General features: G+C 71.7%; 15 protein-coding genes and 1 riboswitch. Of the genes, 11 read left to right on the forward strand and 4 right to left on the reverse strand.

What is annotated here, in order from left to right:
- Positions 1-9: 9 nt before the first annotated feature.
- On the reverse strand, positions 10-1,113 hold the full coding sequence (locus J2S55_RS33615; RefSeq protein ID WP_306869121.1) for a GNAT family N-acetyltransferase: 1,104 nt from the start codon (positions 1,111-1,113) through the stop codon (positions 10-12).
- Positions 1,114-1,232: 119 nt separating this feature from the next.
- On the opposite strand from J2S55_RS33615, the gene J2S55_RS33620 reads away from it, so the two are divergent.
- The 10 genes from J2S55_RS33620 (at position 1,233) to J2S55_RS33665 (ending at position 13,047) form a co-directional block, all read left to right on the forward strand.
- The gene (locus J2S55_RS33620) at positions 1,233-2,102 is read left to right on the forward strand and encodes a tRNA (adenine-N1)-methyltransferase (protein ID WP_306869123.1); all 870 of its coding nucleotides are present in this window, start codon (positions 1,233-1,235) and stop codon (positions 2,100-2,102) included.
- A 205-nt stretch (positions 2,103-2,307) separates the two neighbouring features.
- Positions 2,308-4,071 carry a proteasome ATPase gene (arc, locus tag J2S55_RS33625; protein WP_306869126.1) on the forward strand — a complete coding sequence of 588 codons (1,764 nt, stop codon included), beginning with the start codon at positions 2,308-2,310 and terminating at the stop codon, positions 4,069-4,071.
- 311 nt (positions 4,072-4,382) lie between these two features.
- Positions 4,383-5,564 (forward strand): acyltransferase family protein, encoded by a 1,182-nt coding sequence (locus tag J2S55_RS33630; RefSeq protein ID WP_306869130.1) that lies wholly within the window; start codon positions 4,383-4,385, stop codon positions 5,562-5,564.
- An 87-nt stretch (positions 5,565-5,651) separates the two neighbouring features.
- The gene (gene dop, locus J2S55_RS33635; protein WP_306869132.1) at positions 5,652-7,166 is read left to right on the forward strand and encodes a depupylase/deamidase Dop; all 1,515 of its coding nucleotides are present in this window, start codon (positions 5,652-5,654) and stop codon (positions 7,164-7,166) included.
- Positions 7,167-7,304: 138 nt separating this feature from the next.
- A riboswitch (cobalamin riboswitch) is annotated at positions 7,305-7,421 on the forward strand.
- 30 nt (positions 7,422-7,451) lie between these two features.
- A complete protein-coding gene (locus tag J2S55_RS33640; RefSeq protein ID WP_306869134.1) occupies positions 7,452-7,646 on the forward strand; it encodes a CbtB domain-containing protein in 195 nt (64 codons plus the stop codon).
- A 7-nt stretch (positions 7,647-7,653) separates the two neighbouring features.
- Positions 7,654-8,403 (forward strand): CbtA family protein, encoded by a 750-nt coding sequence (locus tag J2S55_RS33645; protein ID WP_306869137.1) that lies wholly within the window; start codon positions 7,654-7,656, stop codon positions 8,401-8,403.
- Positions 8,400-8,963 (forward strand): histidine phosphatase family protein, encoded by a 564-nt coding sequence (locus J2S55_RS33650; RefSeq protein WP_306869140.1) that lies wholly within the window; start codon positions 8,400-8,402, stop codon positions 8,961-8,963. Before J2S55_RS33645 ends, J2S55_RS33650 begins: the two co-directional genes overlap by 4 nt.
- Positions 8,960-11,065 carry a putative cobaltochelatase gene (locus J2S55_RS33655; RefSeq protein WP_306869143.1) on the forward strand — a complete coding sequence of 702 codons (2,106 nt, stop codon included), beginning with the start codon at positions 8,960-8,962 and terminating at the stop codon, positions 11,063-11,065. Before J2S55_RS33650 ends, J2S55_RS33655 begins: the two co-directional genes overlap by 4 nt.
- Before the next feature lie 33 nt (positions 11,066-11,098).
- Positions 11,099-11,701 (forward strand): cob(I)yrinic acid a,c-diamide adenosyltransferase, encoded by a 603-nt coding sequence (cobO, locus tag J2S55_RS33660; RefSeq protein WP_306869144.1) that lies wholly within the window; start codon positions 11,099-11,101, stop codon positions 11,699-11,701.
- Positions 11,695-13,047 carry a cobyrinic acid a,c-diamide synthase CobB gene (locus J2S55_RS33665; protein ID WP_306869147.1) on the forward strand — a complete coding sequence of 451 codons (1,353 nt, stop codon included), beginning with the start codon at positions 11,695-11,697 and terminating at the stop codon, positions 13,045-13,047. The genes cobO and J2S55_RS33665 overlap by 7 nt, the downstream gene beginning before the upstream one ends.
- Positions 13,048-13,119: 72 nt before the next feature.
- Here J2S55_RS33665 and J2S55_RS33670 read toward each other — a convergent pair whose 3' ends face one another.
- The 3 genes from J2S55_RS33670 to J2S55_RS33680 all read right to left on the reverse strand — a co-directional run bounded on the left by J2S55_RS33670 (position 13,120) and on the right by J2S55_RS33680 (position 15,547).
- Positions 13,120-14,004: a serine/threonine-protein kinase gene (locus J2S55_RS33670; protein WP_306869150.1), complete on the reverse strand. Its 885-nt coding sequence runs from the start codon at positions 14,002-14,004 to the stop codon at positions 13,120-13,122.
- A 216-nt stretch (positions 14,005-14,220) separates the two neighbouring features.
- Entirely contained in the window at positions 14,221-15,042 is an 822-nt protein-coding gene (locus tag J2S55_RS33675; protein WP_306869153.1) for a serine/threonine-protein kinase, read from the reverse strand.
- 100 nt (positions 15,043-15,142) lie between these two features.
- Positions 15,143-15,547 (reverse strand): hypothetical protein, encoded by a 405-nt coding sequence (locus J2S55_RS33680; protein WP_306869156.1) that lies wholly within the window; start codon positions 15,545-15,547, stop codon positions 15,143-15,145.
- A 229-nt stretch (positions 15,548-15,776) separates the two neighbouring features.
- Here J2S55_RS33680 and J2S55_RS33685 point away from each other — a divergent pair, with 229 nt between their 5' ends.
- Positions 15,777-15,986 (forward strand): ubiquitin-like protein Pup, encoded by a 210-nt coding sequence (locus J2S55_RS33685; RefSeq protein ID WP_306869159.1) that lies wholly within the window; start codon positions 15,777-15,779, stop codon positions 15,984-15,986.
- Positions 15,987-16,320 lie beyond the last annotated feature (334 nt).

Consider the following 16,320-nt stretch of genomic DNA (forward strand, 5'->3'; position numbering starts at 1 on the left):
GCCGCGTGGCTACCCCGGGGGGCGCAGGCGGTACCACTGCAGGTCGTCCAGGCGCGTGCCGTCGGGACCCGGCAGCAGCCCGTGCAGGAGGGCCTCCCGGTGGAAGCCCGCGCCCTCCAGCACCCGGTGCGAGGCGACGTTGTCCGGGGAGGTGCCCGCGACGATCCGGGCCAGGGGCGTGTGCTCGAAGGCCCACTCCACCAGCAGGCTCACCGCCCGGGTGGTGAAACCCCGGCCGCGGAACTCCGGCAGCGTGCTGTAGCCCACCATGGCCTGGCCCAGCGGCGGGATGACCGAGGTGAGCTGGATGTGCCCGGTGAAGACGCCGGTCCCGGCGTCGCGGACGGCCACCTCGACCCGGTCGCCCGCCAGCCAGCGCATGCCCGCCTCCCGGCAGGCCGTCTCGCTCTCGACCGGATCGGGGGCCTGCGGGGGCACGCTGTAGGCCACGACCTCCGGCAGGTTCTGCAGCGCGTGGTAGTCGTCGGCGTCGGCCTCGGCCAGCGGCGTCAGCCGTACCACGCCGTCGGACAGCGAGCCGCCGGGGAAGGGGGGCAGATACGGCCGCGTGCGGTCACCGGAGTCGTCCGAGAGCCTGGCGAAGGAGACCAGGTCGCCGCGGGTGCCGTCGCGCCGGTCCTCGGCCGAGCGCTGCACGCCCTCGCGGTGGAAGCCGGCGGCCAGCGCGACCCGCTGGCTGGGCAGGTTCTCCACGTCGGCCAGCAGCTCCATGCGCCGCACCCCGTGGGCGAAGGCCCACTCGGTCAGCGCCCTGGTGGCCGCCGTGGCGGTTCCGCGGCCCCGCGCCCACGGCGCGATCAGGTAGCCGATCTCGCCGTTGCCGCGCGAGTCGAGGGGCTTGAGCCCGATGTTGCCCAGCCACTCGCCCGTGCCGGCGTCCGCCACGGCGAAGGAGGCGCCGCCGCTCTCCCACAGCTGCTCGGCGACCTTCAGGTAGGAGACCGCGTCGTCGTGGGTGTAGGGCACCGGCACGGTCGGGATGAAGCGCCGGATCTGCGGGTCGGCGCAGGCGCGGGCGATCAGCTCCACGTCGTCGGTGCTGAGTGCCCGCATGACGACCGGGCCGGCGGGGATCACGTCTCGAGGAAACACCCTTCAAGTGCTATCAGCTACCCCTATCGTGGGCGAATCATTTCCGATCCCCCCTGAACAGGGGGCGCGCGGCTCCGGGCCGGACCGGGCGGCGGCCGTACGCCGATAACCTTGCGGGCATGGGTTTTCGCAGGCATGGGCCGTTTCAGGCCGGGGATCAGGTTCAGCTCACCGACCCCAAGAACAAGCGTCACACGGTGACGCTGAAGGAAGACGGGGTCTTCCACACGCACAAGGGCGGGATCCCGCACAGCGAGCTGATCGGCCAGCCCGAGGGGTCGGTGGTGCGCTCCTCCGGCGGCACCCAGTATCTCGCGTTCAGGCACCTGCTCCAGGACTACACGCTGTCCATGCCCCGCGGCGCGGCGGTCATCTATCCGAAGGACTCGGCGCAGATCGTCGCCATGGCCGACATCTTCCCCGGCGCGCGCGTCGTCGAGGCGGGCGTCGGCTCCGGGGCGCTCACGTGCTTCCTGCTGCGCGCCGTCGGCGGCGAGGGCAGCGTCACCTCCTACGAGCGGCGTGCGGACTTCGCCGAGATCGCCACCAAGAACGTGGAGAAGTTCTACGGCGGTCCGATGGACCAGTGGCGCCTGGTGGTGGGCGACTTCGTGGAGGCGCTCGACGAGAGCGACGTCGACCGGATCATCCTGGACATGCTCGCTCCGTGGGAGTGCGTCGACGCCGCCGCCAAGGCGCTCACGCCGGGCGGTGTCATCTGCTGCTACGTGGCGACCACCACCCAGCTGTCGCGCACGGTCGAAACTCTCCGCGAACACGGGAGTTTCACCGAGCCCCATGCGTGGGAGACCCTGGTTCGCGACTGGCATGTCGAGGGCCTGGCCGTACGGCCCGATCACCGGATGGTCGGGCACACCGGCTTCCTCGTCACCGCCCGCCGCATGGCGGACGGGGTGACGCCACCACCCCGTCGTAGGCGTCCGGCAAAGGGGGCACATGGCGAAGAGCCCGGTTCTTCCACCAGATGATGACGATTCGGCCACGACGGTACGTTTACCCGTGACAAGGGAACAGATCGACGTGTTCTCATGCTCCCAGGGCTAAACGCACCATAAGGGATTAATCATTGCCCACTTAATGTAGCCATACGAACACTGCTCTACCAGGTAACGGACAGCCCCCAGATGGGTAGGGTTTTGAGTAGTCGGTCTCGACTGGGAAGGAGGTGACGCCGTGGCAGCTCGCGACGACGCTGAGGCTCGAGCCGCGCAGCGCGAACGGGAGGTCGCTGACCTCACAACACAGGTCTCCTTCCTGCAGGAGGAGCTCACCGCGCTACGTCGGAAGCTGACGGAGTCTCCCCGGCAGGCCAGGGTCATCGAAGAGCGTCTCCATGAAGTGCAGGCGAATCTGGCGGCCGTCACCGGCCAGAACGAGCGTCTGGTGGCCACCCTCAAGGAGGCCAGAGACCAGATCGTCGCGCTGAAGGAGGAGGTCGACCGGTTGGCGCAGCCGCCATCCGGATTCGGCGTGTTCCTCGAAAGCAGGGAAGACGGCACGGTGGAGGTCTTCACCGGTGGCCGCAAACTTCGGGTGAACGTCAGTCCAGCGGTGGACGCCGACTCGCTGAAGCGTGGCCAGGAGGTCATGCTCAACGAGGCGCTCAACGTGGTCGAGGCCCTCGGATACGAGGACATCGGCGAGATCGTGATGCTCAAGGAGCTCCTTGAGGACGGCCAGCGCGCGCTGGTGATCTCGCACGCCGACGAGGAGCGGGTGGTGAAGCTCGCCGAGTCGCTGCTGGGCCAGCCGGTCCGGGCCGGCGACTCACTGCTGCTGGAGCCGCGCTCGGGCTACGTCTACGAGCGCATCCCCAAGTCCGAGGTCGAGGAGCTCGTCCTGGAGGAGGTGCCCGACATCTCCTACGAGGAGATCGGCGGGCTCATGCGGCAGATCGAGCAGATCCGGGACGCGATCGAGCTTCCCTACCTGCACGCCGACCTCTTCCGCGAGCACAAACTGCGTCCGCCCAAGGGTGTGCTGCTGTACGGCCCGCCCGGCTGCGGCAAGACGCTCATCGCCAAGGCCGTCGCCAACTCCCTGGCCAAGCAGGTCGCGGAGAAGACCGGCCAGTCCGGAAAGAGTTTCTTCCTCAACATCAAGGGTCCCGAGCTTCTCAACAAATACGTCGGTGAGACCGAGCGGCACATCCGCCTGGTCTTCCAGCGGGCCCGTGAGAAGGCCTCCGAGGGCACCCCGGTGATCGTGTTCTTCGACGAGATGGACTCGATCTTCCGGACCCGCGGCTCGGGCGTCTCCTCCGACGTCGAGAACACCATCGTTCCCCAGCTCCTGTCGGAGATCGACGGCGTCGAGGGCCTGGAGAACGTGATCGTGATCGGCGCCTCCAACCGCGAGGACATGATCGACCCGGCGATCCTGCGGCCCGGCCGCCTGGACGTCAAGATCAAGATCGAGCGGCCGGACGCCGAGGCGGCCAAGGACATCTTCTCGAAGTACCTCATCGAAGACCTCCCCCTCCACCCCGAGGACCTCGCCGAGCACGGCGGAAGTCGCGAGGGCACCATCTCGGGCATGATCCAGCGGGTGGTCGAGCGGATGTACACCGAGAGCGAGGAGAACCGCTTCCTCGAGGTGACCTACGCCAACGGCGACAAGGAGGTCCTGTACTTCAAGGACTTCAACTCCGGCGCCATGATCCAGAACATCGTCGACCGCAGCAAGAAGATGGCGATCAAGCAGTTCCTCGAGTCCGGGCAGAAGGGCCTGCGGATCCAGCATCTGCTGGCGGCCTGCGTGGACGAGTTCTCCGAGAACGAGGACCTGCCCAACACCACCAACCCCGACGACTGGGCCCGCATCTCCGGCAAGAAGGGCGAGCGGATCGTCTACATCCGCACCCTCGTGACGGGCAAGCAGGGCACCGAGGCCGGCCGGTCCATCGACACGGTGGCCAACACCGGCCAATACCTCTGACCCACCCACGGCGGCGCGGCGTTCCCCGAGATGGCCGCGCCACCGGCGTTCCCGGCACCACCCACGGCGGCGCGGCGCTCCTTCCGGAGAGCCGCGCCGTCGGCGTTCCCGGCGGCGCCCGCGCCGGCGCGGCGCCCCTCCGGAGGGCCGCGCCGTCCGGGGTCCGGAGCCCGCTGCCCGCACCCGGCCCGCCGCGGGGGCGCCGTCCCGTCCGTCCCGCAAGTCAAGCGGCGTCACATGGAACCCAAATGATCTAAACGCCGTCCAAGTGGCGTGCGTGAACATTTCGGCCCGGTCGTCAGGTGACCGGCGTGGGGTCCCGTGGAGCGGCTCGGGGGAGCGGCCGCCTCGCCGAACTCGACCTCCTGCGTTTCGTCGCCGCCATGGCGGTGCTCGCCTTCCACTACTTCATCGCCTTCGCCTCGGTGTGGGGGGAGCGCCCGTCGGAGCTGTTCCCGGCGATCTCCACGCTGTCCGGCCTCGGCATCCTGGGCGTCGAGCTGTTCTTCATGATCAGCGGATTCGTCATCCTGATGAGCATCTGGGGCCGGGGGCTGGGCGCCTTCGCCCTGTCCCGGCTGGTGCGGCTGTTCCCCGCCTACTGGGTCAGCGTCGGCGCCACGGCCGCGGTCTACGGCCTGAGCGCCGCCACCGCGCTGGACCCCAAGCTCAGCGCCGGGGAGTACGGGGTCAACCTCACGATGCTCCAGCGCGCCTTCGGCGTCTACGACGCCAACGGCGTCTACTGGTCGCTCTGGGCCGAGCTCCGCTTCTACGTGCTGATCTCGGTCCTGGTGCTCGTCGGGGTGACGTTCAACCGCTGCCTCGTCTTCATGGGGGTCTGGCTGCTGGCGGCCGGGTTCTTCACCGGCAGCGAGGACAAGTGGGTCGACCTCGTGGTGATGCCCAAGTACGCGGCGTACTTCGTCGGCGGCATGGCCTTCTTCCTGATGACCAAGCACGGGCCCAAGCTGGTCCTGTGGTGCCTGGCCGGGATCAGCGCCGGCCTGGCGGTCAACTCGGCGCTCGACCGGGTCGCCGGGCGGATCGAGAAGGTCGGCTACGCCGCCATGCCCGTGCCGGAGTGGGCCGTCGCGGCCACCGTGATCGGTTTCTACGTGCTCATGGCGATGGTGGCGCTCGGCTGGCTGAGCCGGCTGCGCTGGCGCGGCCTGGTCGTCCTGGGCGCCCTGACCTACCCGCTCTACCTGTTCCACACCACGGCCGCCGTCCTGATCATCCCCGCCCTGCGGGACACGCTGCCGCCCTGGCTGACCGCCGTGGTCACCACGTTGGCCGCGATGGCCTTCTCCTATCTGGTGTACCGGCTGGTCGAACGGCCCGTTCAGGAGTTCGTCAAGGCCAGGCGCCGCCGCGGGGCCGCACCGCCGTCCGCACCGCCGTCCGCACCGCCGTCCGCACCGCCGTCCGCACCGCCCTCCCCGCCCTTCCGGACGCCCTTCGCGACGGGCGAAACGGCCTCGGTGCCATAACTGTCTGGTCACCGGGCATAGTGAAGGGTCTAGGGTCGGGGATATATACGGCGGAGAAGTCAAGTCCCGGATGAACAGAGGGTGCGCATGACGGTACGGCGGGTGATGGGCATCGAGACGGAATACGGCATCTCCGTGCCCGGACAGCCGGGGGCCAACGCGATGGTGACCTCCTCCCAGGTCGTCAACGCCTATCTGGCCGCCTCGGCCGCCAGGGCGCGGCGGGCACGGTGGGACTTCGAGGAGGAGAACCCGCTGCGCGACGCCCGGGGCTTCGACCTGTCCAGGGAGGTGGCCGACCAGAGCCAGCTCACCGACGAGGACCTGGGCCTGGCCAACGTGATCCTCACCAACGGCGCTCGGCTCTACGTCGACCACGCCCATCCCGAATACTCCACTCCCGAGTGCACCAACCCGCGGGCCGCGGTGATCTGGGACAAGGCGGGGGAGCGGGTCATGCACGACGCCGCGGTCCGCGCGTCGGCGATCCCGACCAACGCCCCGATCCAGCTCTACAAGAACAACACCGACAACAAGGGCGCCTCCTACGGCTGCCACGAGAACTACCTGATGCGGCGGGCCACGCCGTTCGCCGACATCGTCAGGCACCTGACGCCGTTCTTCGTCTCCCGGCAGGTCGTCACCGGCGCCGGCAAGGTCGGCATCGGCCAGGACTCGCGGGGCGAGGGCTTCCAGATCAGCCAGCGGGCCGACTTCTTCGAGGTCGAGGTGGGCCTGGAGACCACGCTCAAGCGGCCGATCATCAACACCCGGGACGAGCCGCACGCCGACCCGGAGAAATACCGCCGCCTGCACGTCATCATCGGCGACGCCAACATGTCGGAGATCTCGACCTACCTGAAGCTCGGCTCCACCGCGCTGGTGCTGGCCATGATCGAGGACGGCTACTTCACCCGCGACCTCGCGGTGGAGAACCCCGTCCAGGCGCTGCGCGCGGTCTCCCACGACCCGACGCTCCGATACGAGATCGCGATGCGCGACGGCCGCAAGCTCACCGCCGTCCAGCTCCAGATGGAGTATCTGGAGCTGGCCCGCAAATACGCCGAGGAGCGCAGCGGCAACGGCGTGGACGAGCTCACCAAGGACGTCCTGGACCGCTGGGAGTCGGTCCTGACCCGCCTGGCCGAAGACCCGATGCAGCTGTCCAGGGAGCTGGACTGGGTGGCCAAGCTGGAGCTGCTGGAGGGCTACCGCACCCGCGACGGCCTGGCCTGGTCCCACCCGCGCCTGCAGCTCGTCGACCTGCAATACTCCGACATCCGCCCCGACCGCGGTCTGTACAACCGGCTGGTCGCCCGGGGCCGGATGCAGCGCCTGGTCACCGAGGAGGAGGTCCAGCGGGCCATCGAGGCGCCGCCCGGCGACACGCGGGCCTACTTCCGGGGCCGCTGCCTGAGCCAGTTCAGCGAGTCGGTCGCGGCCGCCTCCTGGGACTCGGTCATCTTCGACATCCCCGGCCGCGAGTCCCTGCAGCGCGTCCCGACCTTGGAGCCGCTGCGCGGCACCAAGGCCCACGTGGGCGAGCTGTTCGACCGCTGCCGCACGGCCGCCGACCTGGTGAACGCGCTCACCGGCGAGTAGGGCCGATCCTGTCGCGGGGCGCCGGCCGGAGCGGGCCGCCGCCCCCCCCGGCCCGTGCCCGCCGAGGGCGCGGACGGCGTGTCCCACCCGGGTCCCCGGCGCCGCCCGGATTGACGGGCGGTGGAGAACCGGGGTACGTTCCGGGTGTTTTGTGGCGGTGCGAGGGAAATCCGGTGAGATTCCGGTGCGGTCGCGCCACTGTAACCGGCCCAGGGGCCGGGAGCCAGGTCACTCGGCCGCCACCGACCTACGAAAAGGGACGCGTCAATCCCGAAGGAGGTGGCCGTGAGCCAGATCTCGGCTCCGCACGCCCAGCCCATCCCATGGATCTCCCTCACCCGCTGGCTGCTCGCCGTACCGGTGCTGCTGCTCATCGCCTACCTGGTCGCCTTCGACCAGGGAGCGATCTCGCAGGCCGGGAACTACCTGCACGAACTCATGCACGACGGGCGCCATCTGCTCGGCGTCCCGTGCCACTGAGCCGCAAGTGATCATCAAACTCATCGTCCGGGGCATGCTCGTCGGGCTGCTCGCCGGGTTGATCGCGGCCGCCTTCGCCTACACCGTGGGCGAGCCGCGCATCGACCGGGCCATCGCGCTGGAGGAGGCGGCCGCGGCCGCCGCCCCGGCCACCGGATCCCACTCCCACGGCGAGGCAGCGCCCGCGGGGCACTCCCACGGCGAGGACGAGGCGCTGGTCAGCAGGGACGGCCAGCGCTTCGGACTCTTCCTCGCCCTCGGCCTGTACGGGCTGGCCGTCGGCGGGCTGTTCGCCCTCGCCTACGCGGCCCTGCGCGGCCGGGCCGGGCCCAGGTCGGAACCGGCGCTCGCGGTCACCCTCGCGGCCGCCGCGTTCACCGCGATCGTCCTGGTGCCCTTCCTGAAGTATCCCGCCAACCCACCCGCCGTCGGCGACCCCGAGACCATCAACCAGCGCACCGTGCTCTACCTGGTCGCCGTGGCCATCGGGATCCTCTCCGTCGCCGCGGGCGCGGCCACCCACCGCTACGCCGACCGGAGCGAGCCGTGGCTGCGCTGGACGGCGGCCGGCGCCGCGGTCCTGATACCGGTCGCGGCGGCCTGGATCCTCCTGCCGGAGATCAGCGAGGTGCCCCAGGGCTTCCCCGCCGACCTGCTGTGGGACTTCCGGATCGCCTCCATCGGCACCCAGGCGGTCTTCTGGCTCGGCGTCGGCGCCCTGTTCGCCTTCGCCGCGCGCAGGCGCAGCCCGGTGTGACGGCCCCCTCGGGGGTCACGCGGCTGCTGCTGGTCTGCCACGCCTCGACCCAGGCGACGGTGCGGGCCGCGTTCCCGAGCGACGAACCACTCGACGGACGCGGCCTGCGCCAGGCCGCCGGCCTGGCCGGGCACTTCGGCCACGGCCCGGCGGCCTGCGCCGCGGAGCTGCGCTGCACACAGACGGCCACGGCGCTCGGCCTGCGGATCGACCCCGACCCGCTGCTGGCCGACTGCGACCACGGACGCTGGAGCGGCCGGACGCTGGAGGAGGTCGAGGCCGCCGAACCCGAGGCCCTCGCCGCCTGGCTCACCGACCCCGGCGCCGCGCCCCATGGAGGGGAGTCGGTGGCCGGGCTCCTCGGCCGGGTGGCCGGCTGGCTCTCCAACCGGGCCCCCGGCCGGACCGTCGCGATCACCCACCCCTCGTTCATCCGCGCCGCGGTCGTCCACGCCCTCGGCGCCCCCGCCCCCGCCTTCTGGCGCGTCGACGTCGCGCCGCTGGCCCGCGTCGCGCTCACCGGGCGCGGCGGGCGCTGGCGGCTGAGCTACCCGGCGTGACGACATCCAAGGAGATCCCGAAAGTGCGTGACCCGCGCTATCCCTTCACCGCGATCGTGGGGTCGGAGGAGCTGAAACTCGCGCTCATCCTCAACGCCGTCTCCCCCCGCGTCGGCGGGGTGCTGGTCCGGGGCGAGAAGGGGACCGCCAAGTCCACGATCGTGCGGGCGCTGGCGGCGCTCCTGCCCGCCGTCGAGGCGGTGGACGGCTGCCGCTTCTCCTGCGACCCCGCCGCGCCGGACCCCGAGTGCCCGGACGGGCCGCACCGGGACCGGACGGCGGCCGCGCGGCCCGCGCGCCTGGTCGAGCTGCCGGTCGGCGCCTCCGAGGACCGCCTGGCCGGCTCCCTCGACCTCGAACGCGCGCTCACCGAGGGGGTGAAGGCGTTCGAACCGGGCCTGCTGGCCGCCGCCCACCGGGGCGTCCTCTACGTCGACGAGGTCAACCTGCTCCACGACCACCTGGTCGACCTGCTGCTCGACGCCGCCGCGCTCGGCACCTGCTACGTCGAGCGCGAAGGGGTGTCGGTACGGCACGCCGCCCGGTTCCTGCTGGTGGGCACCATGAACCCGGAGGAGGGAGAGCTGCGCCCGCAGCTCCTCGACCGTTTCGGGCTGACCGTGGAGGTCCGGGCGTCGCGGGAGCCGTCGCAGCGGGCGGAGGTGGTGCGGCGGCGTCTGGAGTTCGAGGCCGGACCGGCCGCGTTCGCCGCCCGCTGGTCCGGGCAGGAGCGGGCGCTGGCGGCACGCATCGCCGAGGCGCGGGCCCGGGTGGCGGAGGTGGTCCTGCCGGACTCCGCGCTCCGGCAGATCGCCACGGTCTGCGCGGCGTTCGAGGTGGACGGCCTCCGGGCCGACCTGGTCACCGCGAACGCGGCGATCGCCCACGCCGCCTGGCAGGGCCGTACCGCCGTCACCGCCGACGACGTGCGGGAGGCCGCCAGGCTCGCCCTCCCGCACCGCCGCCGCCGCGACCCCTTCGACGCCCCCGGCCTGGACGAGTCCAAACTGGAGGAGATCCTCGACCGGTTCCCAGACGGCCCCGACGACGATCCGGACGGCCCGGACCCCGGCGGCTCAGACGGCTCGGGCGGGGGCGGCTCGGGCGGGGACGGTCCGGGGGAGGGGGGTCCCGCGGGGGACGGCCCCGGCCGGGACGCCTCGGTGGACGACGGCCGCGGGGAGGACGGCCCGGCGGACCGCTCCGGCCGGGACGCCGCCGGTGCCGACCACGCCCAGCCCGGCACGCCGGCCGCCGGCCCCGCGCGGCCCGGCGACGCCCGCCGCGACCAGACCTTCGACGCCTTCGACGCCGACCCGGCGCGGCCCGCCAGGCTGTTCACCGTCCCCGGCGTGGGAGCCGGCGCCCCCGGACGGCGGTCACGGGCCACGACCCCCCTCGGCCGGACCACCGGCGCCCGGGTCCCCCGGGGCCGCCCCGCCTCCCTGCACCTGAAGGCGACCGTCGGCGCGGCCGCGCCGTACCAGATCAGCCGGGGCCGGAGCGGGCCCGGCCTGCTGCTGCGGCGCGACGACCTCAGGGAGGCCGTCCGCGAGGGCCGCGAGGGCAACCTGGTGCTGTTCGTCGTGGACGCGAGCGGGTCCATGGCCGCCCGGCAGCGCATGCGCGCGGTCAAGACGGCCGTACTGGGCCTGCTGCTCGACGCCTACCAGCGGCGCGACAAGGTCGGGCTGGTCACCTTCCGCGGCAGCCGCGCCGACCTCGTGCTGCCGCCCACCTCCTCTGTCGAGGTGGGCGCCGCCCGGCTGCGCGAGCTGCCCACCGGCGGGCGCACGCCCCTCGCCGCGGGGCTGCTGCGGGCCGCCGAGGTGCTGCGGGTGGAGCGCCTGCGCGACCCGGCCAGACGCCCGCTGGTGGTCCTGGTCACCGACGGGCGGGCCACCTCCGGCACCGTCGAGGACTCCCACCGCGCCGCCGGGCTGCTGGCCGGGGTGACGGGCGTGGTGGTGGACTGCGAGGGCGGGCACGTCCGCCTCGGCCTGGCCCGTTCCCTGGCGGAGCGGATGGGCGCCGAGACCGTGCGCCTGGACGACCTCACCGACCTCGCCGGGATGATCCGTGAGCGCCGGAGCGCCGCATGACGGCGCCCGCACGACGATGAAAGGTGATCAACGATGCCTCAGGGCAGACCGGTCAGCGTGCCCGACGACGGCCTGACCACCAGGCAGCGCCGCACCCGGCCGCTGCTGATCGTGCACACCGGCCCCGGCAAGGGCAAGTCCACCGCCGCCTTCGGCCTGGCCCTGCGCGCCTGGAACCAGGGCTGGCCGATCGGGGTGTTCCAGTTCGTCAAGTCCGCCAAATGGCGCATCGGCGAGGAACGCGCCCTGCGGGTGCTCGGCGACTCGGGGGAGGGCGGGCCGGTCTCCTGGCACAAGATGGGGGAGGGCTGGTCCTGGATCCAGCGGCCCGGCACCGAGGAGGACCACGCCGCCGACGCCCGCGAGGGCTGGGAACAGATCAAACGCGACCTCGCCGCCGAGACGTTCCGCCTGTACGTGCTCGACGAGTTCACCTATCCGATGAAGTGGGGCTGGATCGACGCCGGCGAGGTGGTCGACACCCTGGCCCGGCGGCCCGGCGGCCAGCACGTCGTCGTCACCGGACGCGACGCCGACCCGCGCCTGGTCGCCGCCGCCGACCTGGTGACGGAGATGGGCAAGGTCAAGCACCCCATGGACGCCGGACAGAAAGGCCAGAAGGGCATCGAATGGTAGCCCGCCTGGTCATCGCCGCCCCGGCCTCGGGGGCCGGGAAGACCACCGTGGCCACCGGCCTGATGGCCGCGCTGGCCCGCCGGGGGATGGCGGTCTCCCCGCACAAGGTGGGGCCCGACTACATCGATCCCGGATACCACGCCGTGGCCACCGGCCGTCCCGGGCGCAACCTCGACCCGTGGCTGGTGGGGGAGGAGCTCGTCGCCCCGCTGTTCCTGCACGGCGCGGCCGGGGCCGACCTCGCGGTGGTCGAGGGGGTGATGGGCCTGTACGACGGGGCGGGCGCGAGCGAATACGCCTCCACCGCGCACGTCGCCAGGCTGCTCGACGCCCCCGTGGTCCTGGTCGTGGACGCGGCGAAACAGAGCCGGTCCGTGGCCGCGCTCGTGCACGGGTTCGCCTCCTACGACACCCGGCTCAGGTTCGGCGGGGTGATCCTCAACCGGATCGGCTCGGCCCGGCACGAGGACCTCTGCCGCGAGGCCCTCGCCGAGAGCGGCGTCCCGGTGCTGGGCGCGATCCGCCGCAGCGACGCCGTCTCCGTCCCCTCCCGGCATCTCGGCCTCGTCCCCGCCGCCGAACGCCGGACGCAGGCCACCCAGGCCGTCGACGCCGTCGCCGCCCTCGTCGCCGGCTCCTGCGACCTGGAGGAGCTGGTACGGCTGGCGCGCACCGCGCCGCCGCTGCGCGCCCGCCCGTGGAGCCCCGGCCCGGCCGGGCCCGTCGTGGCGGACGCACCGGGGACGGCGGCCACGGGGACCGCGCCGGCCACGACGAGGATCGCGGTCGCCGGCGGCCAGGCGTTCACCTTCGGCTACACCGAACAGGCCGAACTCCTGACGGCCGCCGGAGCGGAGGTCGTCACCTTCGACCCCCTCACCGACGAGGCCCTGCCCGAGGGGAGCCGGGGGATCGTCATCGGCGGCGGCTTCCCCGAGGTCTACGCGGCCGAGCTGTCGGCCAACGAGCCGCTGCGCAAGGAGGTCGCCGCCTTCGACGGGCCGATCTCAGCCGAGTGCGCGGGCCTGCTGTATCTCGCCCGGGAGCTGGACGGCAGGCCGATGTGCGGGGTCCTGGACGTCGAGGCCGGGATGACCGGCGCGCTCACCCTCGGATACCGGGACGCGGTGGCCGTCCGGGACTCGGTGCTGACCAGGGAGGGCGAGCGGTACCGCGGTCACGAGTTCCACCGCACCACCGTCCGGCCCGTGCCGGAGCGGCCCCTGTTCCGCTGGCGGGGCGGCGGCGACGGGTTCGCCGACGGCCGGGTGGTCGCCTCCTACCTGCACCTGCACTGGGCCGGCGGTCCCCACCTGGCCACCCGGTTCGTGGCGGCGTGCCGCTAGCGCCCGGTCCCTCCTCGGGCGGGCCGGCCCCGGCCGGTACCGGTCGCGCGTCTCTCGCGAGGGCAGGCTGATCTACGATGTGAAGTGCTGGGGCCGGGCCGTGGGCAACCTCGGAGACGCGACCGCCACCCCCTCCAGCCGGAGGACCTCCGACAGCAGGCGCGCGGCCTGCCCGGCGCTCATGCGGGCCGCCGGATCGCGCCGGAGCAGCCCCTCCAGGACCGCCCGGAGCGGTCCGGCCTTCGCCGGCGGGTCCGGATTCCTGGTCATCGCCGTGCCCAGCACCGCCGGGGAGTCGGAGCCCGGATACGGTGCGCGCCCCTCCACCGCGAAATACAGGCTCGCCCCGAACGACCACAGATCGGCCGCCGGGGTCGCCGGCCTTCCCCACAGCCGCTCCGGCGCCAGGTAGCCGGGCGCGCAGCCGATCGGCACGGTCGTCGACGCGCTCGCCTCCCCGCTCAGCGCCGCGATCCCGAAGTCCGACAGCACCACCCGGTCGCCGGTCAGCAGGACGTTGCCCGGGTTGATGTCGCGGTGCAGCACACCCGCCCCGTGGGCGTGCCGTAGTCCCGACAGCAGCTGGAAGCCGATCCAGGCCGCCCAGTGGACCGGCAGGTGGCCCAGGTGCCGCACGGTCTCCTTCAGCGTGAGGGCCTCCAGCAGCTCCATCACGATCCAGAGCCGCCCGCCCTCCTCCAGCAGATCGTGCACCGAGACCACCGCCGGGTGGTTCAGCCGCCCGGCCGAGCGCGCCTCGCGCAGCGCCCTGTGTCGCGCCTCCTGCAGGTCCGCCCCGTGTTCCCGGAACAGCGGCTGAATTTCCTTGATGGCCACATTCCGGCGGAGCCGTGAATCGTGGGCACGCCACATGATGCCCACGCCGTCCCGCCCGATCGGTGAAATCAGCTGATAACGGCCACCCAGTAGCCGTGTCTTTCCCGTTCCCGTTCCCATGAACCATCCGTTGCAGTAGAAGCCGGGCCCCTCAGCTGATTCATGTTTACATCTGGAACGGTGCACCCCGCCGCCGCCATAGGCGATCGCGCATAACGATTGAGTAGCACGGATAGCCGAGTATTGAAGGGATGCGGCGGAGTTTTGATTGCCTTCTTAATTCCGGCGGCAATCGGTGATCGGTGCGGTCCGGCGGTGCGGCCGGGCCGCACCGGGTCAGGCCGCGCTGTCCGGCCGCACCAGACCAGGCCGCGCCGGGACGGCCACGTTGGCCAGCATGGCCGAGGTCTGCTCGGCGCTCAGCCGCGCCCTGGGGTCCTTGCGCAGCAGCCCGCGCAGGACCGGCTCCAGGGGGCCCGCCCGGCGCGGCGCGCGCGCCGGCTCCCGCAGCGCCTCCACCAGAGCGGCCATCGAGTTGACCGTGCGGAACGGGGTCCGGCCCTCCACCGCCATGTAGAGGGTCGCCCCGAACGACCACATGTCCGCCTCACGGGTGCCGCCCCGGCCGTGCAGCGCCTCCGGCGCGATGAACGCCGGCGTGCCCCGCATCGAGGTGTTGGTCGCCCCCTCGGGCGCGGCGAAGCCGAAGTCGGCCAGCACCACCCGGTCGCCGGTCAGCATGATGTTGGCCGGTTTGATGTCGCGGTGGATCACCCCGCCGTCGTGCGCGTGCCGCAGCGCCTCCAGCAGGCGGCGGCCCATCGCGGCCACCAGGTCCGCCGGGAGCGGTCCGGCCTGGACCAGCGTGTCGTGCAGGGTCAGCGCCTCCAGGAACTCCATGATGATCCAGAGCCGCTCGGCCTCCTCGGCCAGGTTGTGCACCGTGACGATGCCCCGGTGGCTCAGCCGCGCCGCCATCCGCGCCTCGCGCACCACCAGGCGCCGCCGCTCGGCCGCCTCGGGGCCGGGTGGGAGGACGATCTCCTTGAGCGCCACCTCTCGTTCCAGCAGCAGGTCGTAGGCGCGCCAGACGACGCCGGTCGCTCCACGGCCGACGGGGGAGACGAGTTTGTACCGGCTGGCGACGATGGTGCTCACCTGCCAATGATCGCAGTTTCGCCCCCCTCGGGCCTAACCGGAGCGGTCCGGGCGTGTCAGTAAGAACACGGAAATATATGAATCTACATAGTAAAGGCGGTCAGACGAGGCCGATGCCCAGTAGCAACGTCCCGGTGCCCAGGGATACCCCGCCCAGGACCGTCAGCCAGATCAGCCTGTTCGGCTTGGTGTCGGAGGGGCGGACGACTGACAGGAAGAAGCCGATCGGCATCAGGATCGGTGCCGCGACGATCAGGACGCGGGTGAGGGTCTTCAGGCCGTCGGACAGGTCGGCCTGGTCGACGTAGACCATCGCGACGAGCGCGAAGAGCACCAGGATGCCCGCGTGCGCGTGCCCAGCCCGCCACAGGCCCCGCCGTACCGGGTTGTCCAGGTAGCCGGGGATGCCGCGCATGATGTGCGCGAGCAGGGAGACGCCGCCGAAGGCGATGGTGGGAACGGTGATCAGGAGCACTCCGGCGGTGCTCAGCGATGCGGGTGACATGGGGGTCCTTCCATTGGATAGCTGCGCTAGCCAATTATTGGATAGGACCGCTATCCAGTCAAGTGGGGAAGGATTTGCCTCGGAGGGGCGGGAGCGGGTTCTCTGACAGGCAGGACCTCGGAGCGGCCGCGACGTGTTCTCGCGAAGATCGCGGGACGATCCGCGCGAAATGTCTCCCGGTTCGGGGAAGATATGAAGCACAAGCGTCCCCCAAGCGGAGGTGCCACAGATGGCGAGCAAGGAGACCGGCGGGCAGAAGCACGGCAGCCGGAGCGACAAGGACGTGGAGGAGACCACCACGGTGGACACCTCCGACGTCCAGGAGCGCAACGAGAAGCTCTCGGACGACGTCGACTCGATCCTCGACGAGATCGACGAGGTCCTTGAGGAGAACGCCGAGGAGTTCGTGAGGAGTTACGTCCAAAAGGGCGGCGAGTAGAAAACGGGTCCGGACAAACGGTCAGGGGTGAGGTGGATTCAACGGTCAGTCCGGAAACCCGTCCCGGCCGCGGGCCGGTCGCCGGGTCCGGGCCGGCACGCGGATGGCGGACGGCCGCGCCCGCCATTGCGAGGAGCACTTCCCGAAGGGGCTCCACCTCGGACCGCCGTAAACGGAGGGCTGAGCGGGGGAAGACTCTCCGGGTGCGGCCCGGGGTTTCCGAAGGGACGAATACTGTCCGAAACACAGAAGCGCCGGTTCGCACACCGAATTTCAGCCGTAATCAATCACAGTCTGACGGGCATGCCACTTGTCGGGGGCCCGGCCGCACCCA

The sequence above is a fragment of the Streptosporangium brasiliense genome (genome assembly GCF_030811595.1).
Lineage (GTDB): Bacteria > Actinomycetota > Actinomycetes > Streptosporangiales > Streptosporangiaceae > Streptosporangium > Streptosporangium brasiliense.

What these genes read in the sequence shown, in the direction of transcription:
- J2S55_RS33620 (WP_306869123.1), top strand. Translation starts at nt 1,233, where the DNA reads ATGGGTTTTCGCAGGCATGGGCCGTTTCAGGCCGGGGATCAGGTTCAG.
- dop (WP_306869132.1), top strand. Translation starts at nt 5,652, where the DNA reads ATGACGGTACGGCGGGTGATGGGCATCGAGACGGAATACGGCATCTCC.
- cobO (WP_306869144.1), top strand. Translation starts at nt 11,099, where the DNA reads ATGCCTCAGGGCAGACCGGTCAGCGTGCCCGACGACGGCCTGACCACC.
- J2S55_RS33665 (WP_306869147.1), top strand. Translation starts at nt 11,695, where the DNA reads ATGGTAGCCCGCCTGGTCATCGCCGCCCCGGCCTCGGGGGCCGGGAAG.
- J2S55_RS33670 (WP_306869150.1), bottom strand. Translation starts at nt 14,004, where the DNA reads ATGGGAACGGGAACGGGAAAGACACGGCTACTGGGTGGCCGTTATCAG.
- J2S55_RS33680 (WP_306869156.1), bottom strand. Translation starts at nt 15,547, where the DNA reads ATGTCACCCGCATCGCTGAGCACCGCCGGAGTGCTCCTGATCACCGTT.
- J2S55_RS33685 (WP_306869159.1), top strand. Translation starts at nt 15,777, where the DNA reads ATGGCGAGCAAGGAGACCGGCGGGCAGAAGCACGGCAGCCGGAGCGAC.